This is a genomic window from Streptomyces sp. NPDC045998, assembly GCF_056430285.1.
On record NZ_JBWKLJ010000015.1, the window covers coordinates 1 to 15,952 of the forward strand.

Here is a 15,952-nt window from a genome sequence, read left to right on the forward strand (position 1 = left end):
GTGGGGGCGGGGTAGTCGTTGTCGTCGAGGTTGGCGATGTGGGGGAAACGGCCGGGGGGCATAGACCTCTTTTTTCGGGGACGTGTCGGGGGGCCTGGGTGCCGCACCGGCACCCGGGCCCCGAGCTTTCAACACCATCTACCGGCACACCGTGCCGGCCTTCTTCGTCCGCAGGTTCCGTCTGAAAGAGCGGGACTGCGGGGATCGCGGATGCGTGACCGGGGACCACCTTCCAATCCGGGGCCTGCGGTACCCGGGCGGCTACGTCCTCGCCCGGGCGATCCTGATGGCGTTCTGCTCCTTACCTCGGTTACTCGCTTGCACTGCTGGATACCGCGGGTACTGCTCACGGCCCCTGAGGCCGTGTCCTTCTCGACCTTCTTGCACGGCAGTTCGTGTCTGCCGTGCCCACTTCGACTTCCTGGGTACGAGGAAAACAGTAGCCCTGCGACGGGGCAATGTCTACCGTCGCCATGACAGATTTTCTCCAGAGCCGACGCATGTAGTTCTCCCTTGAGTACATCCGTAAAAGTGCTGCTCCGGGTTGCGGTCCGTTCGGCCCAGCGGGCACGACCGGAGCCTGGCGAGCCGTCTCAGAGGGAATCGTCGGCCCACTGGTCGAGGAGGGCGTCGGCCGAGAGCCCCGCGGCTTCCGGGGCGCCGTGGAGGGACTGCTCGGCCCAGATGACCTTGCCGGCGGGGGTGTAGCGGGTGCCCCAGCGTTCGGTGTACTGGGCGACGAGGAACAGGCCTCGGCCGCCCTCGTCCGTGGTCTTGGCGCGGCGGAGGTGGGGCGAGGTGCTGCTGGCGTCGGCGACCTCGCAGATCAGGGTCCGGTCGCGGAGCAGCCGGACGGTGATGGGCTCGGCGCCGTAGCGGATGGCGTTGGTGAGGAGCTCGCTGAGGACCAGCTCGGTGGCGAAGCCGATGTCCTCCAGGCCCCACTCCGCCAGGCGGCGGGCGCAGGCGGCGCGGACCGGGGCCACCGCCGAGGGGTCGCGGTCCACCTCCCAGTGGGCGACGTTCGCGGGGTCGAGCCGGCGCGTACGGGCCACGAGGAGCGCGATGTCGTCCCTGGGTCGGGCGGGCACCAGGGCCTCGATGGCCGCGGCGCAGGTGTCCTCGGGCGTACGGCCGGTTCCGGTCAGGGCGTCGCGCAGGATGTCCAGGCCGGTCTCGAGGTCCCTGCCGCGGTCCTCGACGAGCCCGTCGGTGTAGAGCACCAGGTGGGAGCCCTCGGGCAGGACGAGCTCCCTGCTCTCGAACGGCAGGCTCGCGCTCAGGCCGAGGGGAGGCGAGACCGGCAGCTCGGGGAAGTCCACGGTTCCGTCGGGGTGGACCACGGCCGGTCCGAGGTGGCCGGCGGTGGCGGCGGCCACCCGCCCGGAGACCGGGTCGTAGACGGCGTACAGGCAGGTGGCCCCGGTGATCCCGTCCCCGTCGTGCACGTCCCCGTCGTGCACGTCTCCGGCGCGTACGTCACCCGCGGTCTCGTTGGCGTCGATGTGGGCGACGAGCTCGTCGAGGCGGGTCAGCAGTTCGTCCGGCGGCAGGTCGAGGGTGGAGAAGTTGTGCACGGCGGTACGCAGCCGGCCCATGGTGGCCGCGGCGTGCACACCGTGGCCGACGACGTCGCCGACCACGAGCGCCACGCGGGCGCCGGACAGGGGGATGACGTCGAACCAGTCGCCCCCCACTCCGGCCTGGGCCGGCAGGTAGCGGTACGCCACGTCCAGCGCGTTCTGCTCGGGCACGCCCCGGGGCAGGAGGCTGCGCTGGAGGGTGACGGTCATGGAGTGCTCGCGGGTGTAGCGGCGGGCGTTGTCGATCGCGACCGCAGCCCGGGTCGCCAGCTCCTCGGCGAACGCCTTGTCCTGCTCCTCGAACGGCGGGGAGGCGCCCGCCCGCCGGAAGGCCGCCACGCCCAGCAGGGCCCCGCGTGCCCGGATCGGCACCGCCAGCAGCGAGTGGAAGCCCGGGTCCGGGGCGTCCGCGGTGGCCGGAGCCGTATCCAGGACCGCTCGGCCGCTGGTCACGGCGGTCGCGACGGGACCCGTGGGAGAGAACCGGACCGGCTCGCCGACCGGGTGGAGGGAGTGGTTCCCCTCCAGGCCCGCGCAGGCGGTGCGGCGCATCTCGAGGCCCGCCTCCGAGGCCGCTCCCGGGCGCACCTCCGGTGGCTCCTCGCCCCGCAGGACGGGCTCGAGCAGTTCGACGGTGACGACGTCGGCGAAGTGCGGTACGGACACCTCCGCCAGTTCCTCGGCGGTACGCGTGACATCCAGCGTGGAGCCCATCCGCGCCCCCGCGTCGTACAGCAGCTTCAGCCGCTCCCGCGCCAGCTGCGCCCGGCCGGTGACCGCGGCCAGCTCCGTGGTGTCCCGCAGCGTCACCACGCTGCCGGCCTGTCCCCCGTAGGGGGCGGTGGGCCGCTTGTTCACCGCCAGCAGCCGGTCCCCGACCAGCCGCACCGCGTCCGTGACCGGGTCCCCCGACGCCAGCAGCCGCGCCGTCTCCGCGTCCAGTCCAAGGTCGGCCAGGCTGCGCCGGTCCGCGTCCGCCGGAAGGCCGAGCAGCCGGCGCGCCTCGTCGTTGGCCAGGAGCACCCGCCCCTCCGCGTCGGTGATCAGCACGCCCTCGCGCACCGCGTGCAGCACCGCGTCGTGGTGCTCGTACATGCGCGTCATCTCCGCCGGGCCGAGGCCGTGCGTCTGCCGCCGAAGCCGCCTGGACACCAGCGCGGTCCCGGCGGTGGACAGGACGAGCGCGGCGGCGCCGGTGCCGAGGATGAGGGGCACCTGGCGTTCGACCAGGTCCCCCACGTTCTCCTCGGTGATCCCGGCGGACACCAGGCCGACGACCGAGCCGTCGGCCCCTCGCACCGGGACCACCGCCTGCACGGCGGTTCCCGTGCCGGCGGGCACCGGAGGGCCGCCCGCGCGCTCGACGACGGTGCGGCCTTCCAGGGCCGGCTGGATGGTGCCGACGAACTTCCTCCCGATCTGCCGGGGGTCGGGGTAGGTGAGACGGATGCCCTCGGTGTTCATGACGAGCACGAAGTCCACGCCCGCCCTCCGCCAGGCCGCCTCGGCGCGCGGCTGGAGGACGGCCGTCGGATCCGGGCCCTGGAGCGCCTCCGCCGTGCCGGGGGCGTTCGCGAACATCTCGGCCGCCGCGAGCGACAGGCGCTCGGCCTCCCGCGCGCTGCCGCGGTTGGCCTGGACGACCAGGGCCGTCACCGCGGCCGCCGTCAGCAGCAGCACGATCACGACCTGGAGAGCGAACACCTGCCCCGCGGCGCTGTGCAGCGACGCCCGCCACCACGGACCCTTCGGGCGCAAAAGGCCCTTTTCCCTCATGGTCACTTTCTAGCACCGGTGGCCGACCCCGGGCGAAGGAACGGGTGAGCCGGGTGCTCACAGCTTGGTGTCGGGTCCGTCCAGCTCGGGCAGGTCGGCGGTCGCGAGCGGCGGCCGCACGGTGACGTCGGCGCCGATGTCGACGGTCATGCGGTCCAGCGCCATGTGGAGGGGCCCGTCGTATCCGGCCTTCCTGGTCCGGGCCATGATGACGTCGTCGCCCGCCTTGCCGTGCAGGCCCTTCTTGGCGATGTGCGAGAAGACGGCGACGCGCGGCCGGGCTTCGGAGAAGACCCGCGCGGCCTGCTCGGGGGTGGTGAGCTTCTCCTCGACGGCCTTCAGCTTCCCGCTCCTGGTGAGCTCCTCGTCGAAGGCGATGACGTTGTGGACGAGCAGGTCCACTCCCTTGCCGTGTTCCACGACGTTCCTGTGGTACGTGGTGTCGCCGGACAGGAGCACGGACTTGCCGGCGTGGTCGAAGCGGTAGCCGTAGGCCGGGTTGCCGTCCTTGTGCTCGACCGTGAAGGCGGTCACCTTGAGGCCGTCCTGGTCGTAGACGGTCCCGGGCCGTATCTCGTGGACGCGGATGTCCAGGTATTCCTTCTTGAACAGGTCGTTCGAGCGGTGCTCCAGGTCATGGGCGTACATCGCCCGCATACCGGCGACCATCCCCGCGGTCCCGGGCGGCCCCCAGACCTCCAGCCGTTCGGTCCGCCCGAGCATGAACCACGGGTTCAGCCAGAGGCTCGGCAGGTCCTCGTAGTGGTCGTTGTGGAGGTGGGTCAGGAAGACCTTGGTGACGCCCTTGGGGTTGATCCGCGACTCGTACATGTTCTGGGTGGCTCCGCGGCCCACATCGAACAGCAGCCGGTGACCGCCGGCCTCGATGAGGGTGGACATGCCCTTGCGGCTGGTCGACATCTCCGGCCCACCGGTGCCGAGCAGGTGGACCTTCACGACGGGCCGCTCGCCCTTCGCGTCGGTGGCGCGGGCGGCCGGTACGGGTTCCTCGCCGGAGCGGTTCGACGTACAGCCCAGGAGGCCCAGGGAGAGGGCTGCCGCTCCGCCGAGCAGGGAGCGCCGGGCGGTCGCGGGACGGGAGGGGACGCTCATATCGTTCCTTGGGGGGACGCAGGGGTGAGCAGCGGACGCGCGGGGGGCGGCTCACGTGGAGCGGCTCAAGTAGAGCAACGCGGGCCTCTGCGGTGACATCGACGGTTCACACGAGACCGACGGAGGAATCCGGGGCTCCGCTTGTCTGTTCCGACAGCGCGAGCAGGCCCACCCGCCGCCCTCAAGCGTCCTCAAGGGGCGTCGGGCGAGGCATCGAGCGGGCGTCAGGCGGCGACCGCCGGGAGGATGTTCGCGTTGCGGTGGAAGACGTTGTCCGGGTCGTAGGCGGCCTTGATGCGGGACAGCCGGTCGTACTTCTCCGGTCCGTAGGAGCTGCGGACGCGGTCCTCCTCGAACTCGACCATGAAGTTGACGTAGCCGCCGGTGTTCGCCGCGTGCGGTGTCAGCTCGGTCCACAGGGCGCGGGCCCAGGCCGTGTCGGCCGTCAGGATGTCGGGGTCCGGGCTCATGGCGGAGCAGCTCATGACGTACATGGGCTCGCGCAGGCCGCCGAAGGCGGTGGCGTCCTCGTCGGGGTCGGTGTACGCGCCGGCCACGTGGAAGGTCGGGCAGAAGGACATCGGCGAGGTCTTGCGCGGCATGTACGCGCTCAGCAGGCCGATCACGTCGTCGTTCAGGTCGGTGTAGGCCAGCCCCTTGTCGTACGAGAGGATGCCGGTCGGCGCCGAGTCGTCCAGCATGCACTGGAGCGCGGTGTACGGCATGGGGGTGCGCAGCTCGAAGAGCGGGGGGAGGCCGTCGGCGAGCGGGGCGAGGGCGTCGGCGTGCTCGTCGGGTGTGCCGAAGCCGGCGATGATCAGGGCGTGGCCCGGCTTGCCCTGGTGTTCGGGCGGGACGAAGGGCGCGGGTGGGGCGCTCAGGCCGACGCCGATCAGGGCTCCGGCGGTGCGCGGCAGGCCGGGGACCAGGCCGGCGATGAGGTGCAGCGCCTCGGGGCCGTCGGCGAGGTCCCAGAAGAACAGGCCCAGCTGGATCTCGGGGCCGACGGGGTGCGCGCGGAAGGTGAAGGTGGTGACGACGCCGAAGTTGCCGCCGCCGCCGCGCAGGGCCCAGAACAGGTCCGCGTTCTCGTCCTCGCTCGCGCGGACGAGGCCGCCGTTCGCGAGGACCACGTCGGCCGCGACCAGGTTGTCGACGGTCAGACCGTGCTTGCGGGTCAGCCAGCCGAGGCCGCCGCCGAGGGTGAGGCCGGCGACGCCGGTGTGGCTGACCGTTCCGGCCGGGACGGCGAGGCCGTACGGGGCGGTCCCGGCGTCGAGGTCGCCGAGTTTCGCGCCGCCGCCGCAGCGCACGGTGCGCGCGTCCGCGTCCACCTCGACGCGGTTCATGTCGCTCAGGTCGACGACCAGGCCGTCGGGGCAGACGGAGGCGCCGGAGAAGCTGTGGCCGCCGCCGCGGACGGAGATCTCCAGGTGTTCGTCGCGGGCGAAGCGCAGCGCCGTGGCGACGTCCTGCGGTGACGCGCAGCGGGCGACCAGGGCCGGCCGATGGTCGATGGCCCCGTTCCACAGGGAGCGGACCTGGTCGTAGTCCGGGTCCGCGGGGGTGACGAGCCGTCCTTCGAGGCGGTCGCGCAGGGAGCCGACGGTCTGGTCGGTGAGGGTGGTCATGGCAGCCTCCGCGGATGATGTGCCGCCGCTCTGTCAACTTATCGACACCCGAACGGGTGGACAAATCGAGGCAAACTGAACACGACCTAGGCCCCTTCGGTACGCGTCCGGGCCCATGTGGAGCGCACGTGCCCCAGGTGGCGGGCCATGCACGCCTCGGCCGCCGCCGCGTCGCCCGCCAGCATCAGGTCGAGGAGCTCGTGGTGCTCCTGCGCCGAGGCGACCAGCAGGCCGCGCTCGTCCAGGGCCGTCAGGCCGTAGAGGCGGGAGCGTTTGCGCAGGTCGCCGACTGTCTCCACGAGGCGGTCGTTGCCGAAGAGGCCCAGCAGCGAGAGGTGGAAGCGGCGGTCGGCGTCGAGGTAGCCGATCAGGTCGTGGTCGCGGGCGCGGGCGACGATCTCCTCGGCGACTGGGCGCAGCTCCTCCAGCTGCCGCCGGGTGGCCGCGCCCGTGACGGCGCCGACGGTCGGCACCTCGATGAGCGCCCGCAGCTGTGTGTACTGGTCCAGGTCCCGCTCGCTGACCTCGGTGATCCGGAAGCCCTTGTTGCGTACGGGCTCGACCAGGCCCTCGCGGGCCAGCTCCAGCATCGCCTCGCGCACGGGGGTCGCGGAGACGCCGAAGCGGGCGGCGAGGCCGGGCGCCGAGTGGACCTCGCCGGGGCGCAGCTCGCCGGCGATCAGGGCGGCGCGCAGGGCGTGCGCGACGCGGTCGCTCAGCCGCTCGTGGGCGGCCAGCGTGGTCAGGGCCGTGGAGGGGGTGGGGGGTCTGGTCGGGGGTGCTGCCGTGGGTCCGGTCGGGGGTGCGGCCGTGGGTCCGGTCGTCGTCATGGTGTCGGTGTTCCTTTCGGCGCTCACAGCAGGAAGCCCGCCGGGAACGGATCCTCCGGGTCGAGGAAGTACTGTGCCGTACCCGTGATCCAGGCGCGGCCGGTGACCGTCGGTACGACGGCGGGCAGGCCGCCGACCGTCGTCTCGGCGACGAGCCGCCCCGTGAACTCCGTACCGATGAACGACTCGTTGACGAAGTCGCGGCCGAGCGGCAGCACGCCGCGCGCGTGCAGCTGTGCCATGCGCGCCGAGGTCCCGGTGCCGCACGGGGAGCGGTCGAACCAGCCGGGGTGGATGGCCATGGCGTGCCGGGATCGTACGGCGTCGGAGCCGGGGGCGGCGAGGTACACGTGCTTGAGGCCGCCGATCTCCGGGTCCTCGGGGTGGGCGGGGCGGTCTTCGGCGTTGACGGCGTCCATGAGGGCGAGTCCGGCGGCGAGGAGGTCGTCCTTGCGGGCGCGGTCGAAGGGCAGGCCCAGCGCGTCGAGCGGGACGATGGCGTAGAAGTTGCCGCCGTAGGCGAGGTCGTAGGTGACGGTGCCGTACCCGGGGACGTCGACCGTGCGGTCGAGGGCGGCGCAGAAGGCGGGCACGTTGGTGAGGGTGACGGACTTCGCGGCGCCGTCCTCGACGCGGACGTCGGCGGAGACGAGTCCGGCCGGGGTGTCGAGGCGGACGGTGGTGACGGGCTCCGTGACAGGCACCATGCCGGTCTCGACGAGCACGGTCGCGACGCCGATGGTGCCGTGGCCGCACATCGGCAGCAGCCCGGACACCTCGACGTACAGCACGCCGTAGTCGGCGTCGGGGCGGGTCGGCGGCTGGAGGATCGCGCCGCTCATGGCGGCGTGGCCGCGCGGCTCGCACATCAGCAGCGTGCGGAGGTGGTCGAGGTGGGCGGCGAAGTGGCGGCGCCGCTCGGCCATGGTGGCGCCGGGAACGGTGCCGACGCCACCGGTGACGACGCGGGTCGGCATGCCCTCGGTGTGCGAGTCGACGGCGTGGTAGACGTGCCGGGTGCGCATGGCTAGGCGAGTCCCTCCGCGAGTGCCTTCTCGGTGGCGGCGCGGAGGGCGGCGTACCGCTCCGGGTCGAGGGCGGTGCGGGGCGGGCGGCACGGCCCGCCGTGGCGGCCGGCCAGGTCCATGGACGCCTTGATGGCCTGGACGAACTCCGGTCGGGAGTCCCAGCGCAGCAGCGGGTGCAGCGACCGGTACAGCGGCAGGGCGGTGTCCAGGTCGTGGGCGGTGGCGGCGCGGTAGAGGGCGGCGCACGCGGCGGGGAGGGCGTTGGGGTAGCCGGCGATCCAGCCGACGGCACCGGCCACCGCCAGCTCCAGCAGGACGTCGTCGGCGCCGATCAGCAGCTCCAGCCCGGGGGCGGCTTCGGCGATCTCGTACGCGCGGCGCACGTCGCCGCTGAACTCCTTGACGGCGACGACGCTGCCGTCGCCGTGGAGCTCCGCCAGCAGCCCGGGCGTCAGGTCGACGCGCGTGTCGTGGGGGTTGTTGTACGCGACGACCGGCAGCCCGGCGCGCGCGACCTCGGCGTAGTGGGCGCGTACGCCCCCCTCGTCGGCGCGGTACGCGCTGGGCGGCAGCAGCAGGACGGAGCCGGCGCCCGCATCGGCGGCCTGCTCGGCCCAGTGGCGGGCCTCGGCGCTGCCGTACGCGGAGACGCCGGGCATCACGCGGGACCCGTCGCCGGCGGCCTCGACGGCGACGCGCACGAGGCGGGCGCGCTCGTCGTCGGTGAGGGTCTGGTACTCGCCGAGGGAGCCGTTGGGGACGACGCCGTCGCAGCCCTGGGCGATCAGCCAGGCGACGTGTGCGGCGTAGGCGTCGTAGTCGATGGTGAGGTCGTCGCGCAGCGGCAGGGCGGTGGCGACCATGATCCCGTGCCAGGGGGAGGTGCGGTGGTCCATCATGCGGCTCCTGGTGGTTGTGCCAGATGGCTGAGCGGGACGGGGCAGGAGAGCGGGCGCCGGTCGGGCGCCGGGTCCTCGCCGGCGAGGCGGGCGACGGCCTGGCCGCACACGCGGCCCTGGCACCAGCCCATGCCGGCGCGGGTGAGCAGCTTCACGGTCCGGGTGTCGTGGGCGCCGAGGTCGGTGACGGCCTCGCGGATCCGGTCGGCGGTGACCTCCTCGCAGCGGCACACCTCGGTGGCGCCGTCCAGCCAGCCGGTCCAGCCGGGGCCGGGCCGGTGGGCGGCGGCCATCGCCTCGGCGAAGGCACGCAGGCGGGCGCGGCGGCGGACGAGGGCTCGCGGCGGGTGCCGGCCCGCGACGGAGAGGGCGGCGATCTCGCCCTCCGTACGGGCCAGTTCGGCGCCGCCGACACCGCAGGCCTCCCCGGCGGCCCACACGCCGGGCACGGAGGTGCGCTGCTCGGCGTCCACGTCGACGGCGGGGGTGGCGTCGGCGGTGCGGCGCGTGGCGCAGCCCAGGCCGGTGGCGAGCTCCAGCTGCGGTACGAGGCCGTGGCCGACGGCGAGCGCGTCGCAGGGGATGCGGCGCCCGGTGCCCGGGACGGGCCGCCAGTCGCGGTCGAGGCGCGCGACGGTAACGGCCTCGACGCGGGCGGTGCCGACGCGGGCGGTGCCCTGCGCCGTACCGTGCGCCGTGCCGTGGACCGCGGTGACGGCGTGGCGGGGCAGCAGCCGCGTGGAGCGGCGCAGCAGGGCGGCGCCGTGCCGCGCGCCCTCGACGAGCTTGCCCGGGTTGCGGGCCAGCGCGGCGGCCTCGCGAGCGTACGCCGTGTAGTCGGCGGCCTCGACGACGGCGGGTACGCGGGCGCCCGCGGCGGCGAGCGTGGTGGCGACGGCGAGCAGCAGGGGGCCGCTGCCCGCGACGACCACGCGGCGGCCGGGCAGGACGCCGCCGGACTTGAGCATCGCCTGGGCGCCGCCCGCGCCGACGACACCGGGCAGGGTCCAGCCGGGGAAGGGCAGCTGGCGCTCGTAGGCGCCGGTGGCGAGGAGGACGCCGCGGGCGCGGACGGTGGCCGCCCTGTCGTCGGGTCCGGCGACGCAGTGGAGGAGCCAGGTGTCGCCGTCCCGTACGACGGTCCACACCTGGTGCAGCGGCAGGTGGCGTACGCCGTCGGCGAGGCCGCGCACGAGATCGCGGGCAGCGCGCGGGACGGGCCCGTGCGCCGGGTGCCGGAAGATCTGGCCGCCCGCCCGCTCCCCCGCGTCCAACAGCGTGACGCGCAGCCCGAGTCGGGCGGCGGTGCCCGCGGCGGCGAGCCCGGCCGGCCCGGCCCCGACGACGGCGAGGTCAGCGGTCATGGCCCGTGCCCTCCTGGGTGGTGACGGTGTCGCCGGGGCGGGCCGGGGTCAGGCAGGCGCGTTGGTTGGGGCGGCCGTTGACGGTCGCCAGGCAGTCGAAGCAGGTGCCGATCCCGCAGAACGCGCCGCGCGGGGCGCCGCCGCCGCGGGTGGTGCGCCAGGCGAGGATGCCATGGGCCCAGAGGACGGCGGCGACGGTCTGCCCGGGCCGGGCGGTGAGGGGCCGCCCGTCGAAGGTGAGGGTGAACGGGGTCGCGGGCACTGCGGGGGGCTCGGGGGTCGGTGTCGCGGGGGGCGGGGTCGCGGGTCTCACGCGGTGGCTCCTTCCGGTGCGGCGAACCGGTCCGGGCGGAACGGCTCGGCGTCCAGCGGCGCCGGGCCGCCGCTCAGCGCCGCCGCGACGAGCAGCCCGGTCGCCGGGGCGAGGCCGATGCCCGCGCCCTCGTGGCCGCAGGCGTGGTGGAGGCCCGGCACGCGCAGGTCGGGCCCGATGGCGGGGAGGTGGTCCGGCAGGTAGGGGCGGAAGCCGTGGTACGCGCGGATGGCCCGTACGCCGCCGAGCACCGGGAAGAGGGCGGTCGCCTGCGCCGCGAGCCGCCGCAGCGCCTCGGTCGACAGGGTCCGGTCGAAGCCGACGCGCTCGCGCGTGGCGCCGATGAGGAGGGGGCCGGCCGGGGTGGACTCGATGACGGCGGAGGACTGGAGGGCGGCCGAGCCGCTGGCGACGTCGGCGACGTAGTCCGCCGCGTACACCTTGTGGCGTACGAGGCCGGGCGGCAGCGGTTCGGTGACGAGGACGAAGCCGCGGCGGGGCAGCACGGGCAGGTGGACGCCGGCCAGTGCGGCGAGCGCCCCGCCCCAGGTGCCGGCCGCGTTCACGACGGCGGGGGCCTGGAGGTCGCCCCGGGTGGTGCGTACGCCGCGGACGGCGCCGCGCCGGTCGGTGAGCACGGCCGTGACCTCCTCGCCGAGCCGGACGTCCACGCGGCCGGCACCGGAGGCGCGGGCGGCGCGCAGCAGCCGGGCGGCGGCCTGGGCGGGCTGGACCTGGGCGTCCTGCGGGTAGTGGAAACCGCCTGCGAGGCCGGGCGCGAGGTGGGGTTCGAGGTCGGGCAGCCGGTCGGCGGGGAGCTCGCGCGCGTCGACGCCGGAGGCGCGCTGCCCGGCCGCGAAGGCGCGCAGCGCCGTGAGGGCGGCCCCGTCGGATGCGACGACGAGACCGCCCTTGGGCTCGTACTCGACCTCCGGTGGGAGGGTTTCGGCGAGTTCGCGCCACAGTCGGGTGGACAGCAGCGCGAGGTCGAGCTCCGGGCCCGGCTCCTTGTCGGAGACGAGCAGGTTGCCCTCGCCGGCGCCGGTGATGCCGCCCGCGACGGGGCCGCGGTCGACGACGGCGACGGCGAGTCCCGCACGGCCCGCGTAGTAGGCGCAGGCCGCACCGACGACTCCGGCGCCGATGATCACGGCGTCCAGGGCGGCCGGCACATGACTCACATGTCGCGTGGGCACGGCAGTAATATTTCACGCACTACTGCCACGCGTACAGGGTCCGTACGAAGAATTCCCGTTCGCGGCCGGTGAGTTGGCGGTCAGGTGCGCAGCGGGCCCTCGCAGGTGTAGGGCGAGGTGCCGCCGGTGTGGTCGGGCCGGATCTCCACCTCACCGAAGGAGCAGTTCATGTCGGCGAGGTTGGTGGCCGCCGGGCGCGCCCGGTCGAGGAGGAAGTAGTCGACGGTCTCCGCCATGTCGTGGAAGACCAGGTCGGGGCTGGCGGCGTCCGTCAGCCGTGCGGTGATCCGGCCCGTGCAGAGGAAGCGGGGCCTGGCCGGGTCGGCGGTGGCCGTGCAGCGCGGATCGGCGCCGGTCGCCGCCGCGAAGGCGGCGCGGATGCCCTCGGCGGAGGCGTGGTCGAGCCGGTCGTGGGGGACGTAGCGGGTGTCGGGCACGAACAGCTCGTCGGCCTTGGCGATCCGCGCGTCGAGGAAGGCGTCGTACCCGCGCTGGAGCCCGGCGTCCCGGCCTACCCGGTCGCGCCAGGCGTCGAAGGCGGCGGGGTCGTCGGCGCGCAGGTGCCGGTACATCTCGCGCAGCAGGGCGGGCCGTTCGGTCCACAGGTACGAGAAGAAGGTGCCCGCGTAGGCGTAGAAGCGGAAGCCGTCGCCCGCGTAGGTGGCGTGCAGCAGCTGGTCCACGCTCATGCGGGGGCTGCCGTCGGCGGTGTCCGCGATGATGCCGCGCACGAGCGACCTGCGGACGGCGACGCCGTCGTCGCGGGTGGCTCCGGCGAAGGACTCGGCGGTTCCCTCGTCCATCGCGGTGGTGCGGTCGCCTTCGTACCAGGGTCCCTCACCGAAGTAACCCGGCACGGCGAAGCGGCCGTTGAGGTAGTGCGTGTACTCGTGGCGGAAGAGCTCCTCCAGGGTGAGCGAGGAGTCCTGCGGGACGCGGCGCTGGTAGGTGTAGAAGGTGGCGCCGCGCTCGATGTAGATGCCGCCGTTGTCGGTGTCCATGCCGGTGAGGAGCGGGTGGTAGTTCTCGTAGTCGGCGCGGGAGGCGTACAGCACGATGGTCAGGGCGGTGTTGGTGTCGCCGGCGAGCGGCTCCTCGGTGCCGAGGACGCGGTGGAACTGCGCCTTGACCTGCTTGCCCGCGTAGTACAGCTGGTCGACGGTGGCGGCGTCGAGACCGGTGCGGACCTTGATGGCGCCGGTGTCGTAGCGGTACGCGTGCGGGAAGATGCGCCGCTCGATGTCGTCCTTGCAGACGCGGTACGGGGCGCACGCCTCGTAGAAGACGAGCCAGCCGGCGAGGCGCGCCCAGGGCGCGCTGCCCTCGCCGAAGTTGCGGACGACGGGGTCGAGCAGGGCGCCCACGTCCGGGACGATCTCCGCCTTTACGGCCGCGATCTGGCCGAAGCGGCCGTACTCGGCGAGCGCGTCGCGCACCACCCACTCGTTGGGCGTGCCCTTGAGGTGCGTGTGGTCGGCGAAGGCGCGGAAGGCGGCGCGGTACGCGGTGTTCCGGGCGGCCAGGGTGTGGAAGGCGGTGTCCCGGTTGCCGGGGTACACGCCGAGGTAGTTGACCGAGAGCGCGGCGAGGGCGGCGCCACCCCAGGCGGGGTCGCGGTAGGTGGTGGTGTGGTACCGGTCCATGGTGGCCAGCACCTTCTGGATGAGCCCGAGTTGCGAGTGGCGCAGGCCGGCGGCGCTACCGGTGTAGAGGGCCTCGCGCAGGGTGTCGGCGTTGGTGCGGGTGGCGCGGAAGGAACGGGCGGCCGAGCCGAAGGCGTGGATGGCGCGGCGCATGGCCTCCGTGGTGGGCGGGTCGGTGACGTCGATCTCGCCGCGCGAGAAGTCGTGGTACACGACCGCGTGCAGGTAGGTGAGCATCTCCAGCAGGTGGGTGCCGTTCGCACCGTCGTGCGCCGGGGCGAGGGCGGAGACGCGGCGCGAGACGGCCTGGACGTGGGCGTCGGACATGACGGGGGCGAGGCGGGCGTCCCAGGTCCACAGCAGGGTGCGCAGGCAGCCGTCGGCGGTGACGGCCGGGTCGGCGAGGAAGTCGGCGAACTCCTCGGGGCGTAAGCCGGTGACGCCGTCCAGGGTGCAGGCGGGGACGGCGGCCGTGGCGGTGGTGGCCGGAACCTGCGGCGTCTGCGGCCCGGGGACACGGGCGTCGTCGGCGCGTTCCCCGGGCGCGGGGGCGGGGCGCGACGCCGGCCGCGGCGCGGTGGCCAGGCGTACGACCTGGTCGTGCGGCGCCTCGCGGGGGTCGGGTGCCGCGACCGCGGCACGGGCGGTGGGGGCGTGGGCGTGGGCGGTGGGGACATCGAGGCCGGTCACACCGCCGCCGAGCAGGGTCGCGGTGGCGACCGCGGCGGCGAGGAGGGTTCTGCGGAGGGGGCCTGGTGTCGTGGGCTGGGGCACGTGCGACTCCTGGATGAGGTCGGATTGTCGAGTGCATGCCACTGCTGTACGACGCGTAACATAGTAATGTGATATTGCACTGACAACCCGTCAGGAGCGGTCTTTGTACCGCGGGAGCGGTCCGCGTGCCGCCGCTGACGCGGAACCGTTCGTTCAGTCCAGCACCGCGAACCCGTCCAGCTCCACCAGCGCCTCCTCGTCCCAGAGGCGCACCGCGCCGATCACCGCCATCGCCGGATAGTCACGCCCCGCCAGCCGCCGCCAGATCCGGCCCAGTTCCGGGGCGCGCGCCCGGTAGTCGGCGACGTCGGTGGCGTACACGGTGACGCGCGCGAGGTCGGCGGGGGTGCCGCCGGCGGCCTGCAGGGCGGCGAGCAGATTGCCGAGCGCCGTCTCGAACTGCTCCGGCAGGCTCTCCCCCACCACCCGGCCGTCGCCGTCGAGCGCGGTCTGCCCGGCGAGGAACACCAGCCGGGAGCCGGTGGCGACGACGGCGTGCGAGAAGCCGGTCGGCGGCGAGAGGTCGTCGGGGTTGACGCGCTCCAGGCTCATGAGGCCGACTCCTCGACAGCGTGCGGCTCATGGGCGGCCCGCTCGCGCGCCTCCGGCTCCTTCACCTCGGGCCCCTTCGCGTACAGCTCCTTCGCGATGATCGTGCGCTGCACCTCGGTCGCGCCCTCGTAGATGCGCGGCGCCCGCACCTCGCGGTAGAGGTGCTCCAGCAGGTGGCCGCGTTGCAGGGCGCGGGCGCCGTGGAGCTGGACGGCGGCGTCGACGACGTACTGCGCGGTCTCGGTGGCGAGCAGCTTCGCCATGGCGGCCCGCCGGGGCACGTCGTCGCCCGCGCCGTCGCCGCCCTCCCCCGCGTCGTACGCCGCCGCCGCCGCGTACACCAGCAGGCGGGCCGCCTCCGTGCGGGTGGCCATCTCGGCGACCTGGTGGGCGACCGCCTGGAGGTCCTTCAGCACGCCGCCGAAGGCGCTCCGCCGCGCCGTGTGCGCGAGCGTCGCGTCCAGGGCGGCCTGGGCCATGCCGACGGCGAAGGCGCCGACGCTGGGCCGGAAGAGGTTGAGGGTGGTCATGGCGACGCGGAAGCCCCGGTCGACCTCGCCGAGCACGTCCGCGCGCGTGACGGGCACGCCGTCGAAGCGCAGGGTGCCGATGGGGTGCGGGGAGAGCATGTCGAGGTGAACGCCCGTCAGGCCCGGGCGGTCGGCCGGCACGAGGAAGGCGGTGACGCCCCGCGCCCCGGCGCCCGGGGTCGTCCGGGCGAAGACGGTGGCGAAGTCGGCCTCCGGCGCGTTGGAGATCCAGCACTTCTCGCCGGCCAGCCGCCAGCCCTCCCCCTCCGGTACGGCTTCCAGCGCGAGCGCCGCCGCGTCCGACCCGGCCTCCGGCTCGCTGAGCGCGAAGGCCGCCACCGCCCGCCCGGCGGTGACCTCCGGCAGCCAGCGCGCCCGCTGCTCCGGCGTGCCGAAGGCGGCGACCGGGTGGGCGCCGAGGCCCTGGAGCGCGAGGGCGGTCTCCGCCTCCGTACAGGCGCGGGCGAGGGACTCGCGCATCAGGCACAGGTCGAGGGCGCCGGAGCCGAAGAGCCGGGAGATCAGCCCGAGTTCGCCGAGCGCTGCGACGAGCGGGCGGTTGACGCGGCCCGGCTCGCCCTTCTCGGCGAGGGGGCGCAGGCGTTCGGCCGCGAGGACACGCAGCTCCTCGCACCATGCTTTCTGTCCCGGATCAAGTGAGAATGCGGGCATTCGCGCCCCCTCCGAAGAATCCGCCAGAGCTCGGTCTATCGCGCACCG

12 protein-coding genes are annotated in these 15,952 nt (G+C 74.2%); all 12 read right to left on the reverse strand.

The genetic code is table 11. The features are described from left to right. Positions 1-593: 593 nt before the first annotated feature. The 12 genes from AC07FJ_RS31995 to AC07FJ_RS32050 all read right to left on the reverse strand — a co-directional run bounded on the left by AC07FJ_RS31995 (position 594) and on the right by AC07FJ_RS32050 (position 15,904). Positions 594-3,359, reverse strand: coding sequence for a SpoIIE family protein phosphatase (locus AC07FJ_RS31995; RefSeq protein WP_479052706.1), 2,766 nt, complete (start codon positions 3,357-3,359; stop codon positions 594-596). 57 nt (positions 3,360-3,416) lie between these two features. Further along, positions 3,417-4,472 (reverse strand): MBL fold metallo-hydrolase, encoded by a 1,056-nt coding sequence (locus AC07FJ_RS32000; protein ID WP_479052707.1) that lies wholly within the window; start codon positions 4,470-4,472, stop codon positions 3,417-3,419. Positions 4,473-4,696: 224 nt separating this feature from the next. Next, positions 4,697-6,103 (reverse strand): FAD-binding oxidoreductase, encoded by a 1,407-nt coding sequence (locus AC07FJ_RS32005; protein ID WP_479052708.1) that lies wholly within the window; start codon positions 6,101-6,103, stop codon positions 4,697-4,699. Between the two features lie 86 nt (positions 6,104-6,189). Beyond that, a complete protein-coding gene (locus AC07FJ_RS32010; RefSeq protein WP_479052709.1) occupies positions 6,190-6,933 on the reverse strand; it encodes a GntR family transcriptional regulator in 744 nt (247 codons plus the stop codon). A gap of 23 nt (positions 6,934-6,956) precedes the next feature. Continuing rightward, on the reverse strand, positions 6,957-7,958 hold the full coding sequence (locus AC07FJ_RS32015; RefSeq protein ID WP_479052710.1) for a proline racemase family protein: 1,002 nt from the start codon (positions 7,956-7,958) through the stop codon (positions 6,957-6,959). Between the two features lie 2 nt (positions 7,959-7,960). Further along, positions 7,961-8,860 carry a dihydrodipicolinate synthase family protein gene (locus tag AC07FJ_RS32020; RefSeq protein ID WP_479052711.1) on the reverse strand — a complete coding sequence of 300 codons (900 nt, stop codon included), beginning with the start codon at positions 8,858-8,860 and terminating at the stop codon, positions 7,961-7,963. Further along, entirely contained in the window at positions 8,857-10,224 is a 1,368-nt protein-coding gene (locus AC07FJ_RS32025; protein WP_479052712.1) for an FAD/NAD(P)-dependent oxidoreductase, read from the reverse strand. Before AC07FJ_RS32025 ends, AC07FJ_RS32020 begins: the two co-directional genes overlap by 4 nt. Further along, positions 10,214-10,486 (reverse strand): (2Fe-2S)-binding protein, encoded by a 273-nt coding sequence (locus AC07FJ_RS32030; RefSeq protein ID WP_479052764.1) that lies wholly within the window; start codon positions 10,484-10,486, stop codon positions 10,214-10,216. Before AC07FJ_RS32030 ends, AC07FJ_RS32025 begins: the two co-directional genes overlap by 11 nt. Before the next feature lie 47 nt (positions 10,487-10,533). Continuing rightward, complete coding sequence (locus AC07FJ_RS32035) at positions 10,534-11,733, reverse strand: NAD(P)/FAD-dependent oxidoreductase (protein WP_479052713.1); 1,200 nt, start codon at positions 11,731-11,733, stop codon at positions 10,534-10,536. Positions 11,734-11,813: 80 nt separating this feature from the next. Then, positions 11,814-14,150 (reverse strand): collagenase, encoded by a 2,337-nt coding sequence (locus tag AC07FJ_RS32040; protein WP_479052714.1) that lies wholly within the window; start codon positions 14,148-14,150, stop codon positions 11,814-11,816. A gap of 153 nt (positions 14,151-14,303) precedes the next feature. Next, a complete protein-coding gene (locus AC07FJ_RS32045) occupies positions 14,304-14,702 on the reverse strand; it encodes a RidA family protein (protein WP_479052715.1) in 399 nt (132 codons plus the stop codon). Further along, entirely contained in the window at positions 14,699-15,904 is a 1,206-nt protein-coding gene (locus AC07FJ_RS32050) for an acyl-CoA dehydrogenase family protein (protein WP_479052716.1), read from the reverse strand. Before AC07FJ_RS32050 ends, AC07FJ_RS32045 begins: the two co-directional genes overlap by 4 nt. Between the last annotated feature and the right edge of the window lie 48 nt (positions 15,905-15,952).

Excerpts from the sequence above, each read along its gene's own strand:
- AC07FJ_RS31995 (WP_479052706.1), bottom strand. The coding sequence starts at position 3,359 with ATGAGGGAAAAGGGCCTTTTGCGCCCGAAGGGTCCGTGGTGGCGGGCG.
- AC07FJ_RS32000 (WP_479052707.1), bottom strand. The coding sequence starts at position 4,472 with ATGAGCGTCCCCTCCCGTCCCGCGACCGCCCGGCGCTCCCTGCTCGGC.
- AC07FJ_RS32005 (WP_479052708.1), bottom strand. The coding sequence starts at position 6,103 with ATGACCACCCTCACCGACCAGACCGTCGGCTCCCTGCGCGACCGCCTC.
- AC07FJ_RS32010 (WP_479052709.1), bottom strand. The coding sequence starts at position 6,933 with ATGACGACGACCGGACCCACGGCCGCACCCCCGACCGGACCCACGGCA.
- AC07FJ_RS32015 (WP_479052710.1), bottom strand. The coding sequence starts at position 7,958 with ATGCGCACCCGGCACGTCTACCACGCCGTCGACTCGCACACCGAGGGC.
- AC07FJ_RS32020 (WP_479052711.1), bottom strand. The coding sequence starts at position 8,860 with ATGATGGACCACCGCACCTCCCCCTGGCACGGGATCATGGTCGCCACC.
- AC07FJ_RS32025 (WP_479052712.1), bottom strand. The coding sequence starts at position 10,224 with ATGACCGCTGACCTCGCCGTCGTCGGGGCCGGGCCGGCCGGGCTCGCC.
- AC07FJ_RS32045 (WP_479052715.1), bottom strand. The coding sequence starts at position 14,702 with ATGAGCCTGGAGCGCGTCAACCCCGACGACCTCTCGCCGCCGACCGGC.
- AC07FJ_RS32050 (WP_479052716.1), bottom strand. The coding sequence starts at position 15,904 with ATGCCCGCATTCTCACTTGATCCGGGACAGAAAGCATGGTGCGAGGAG.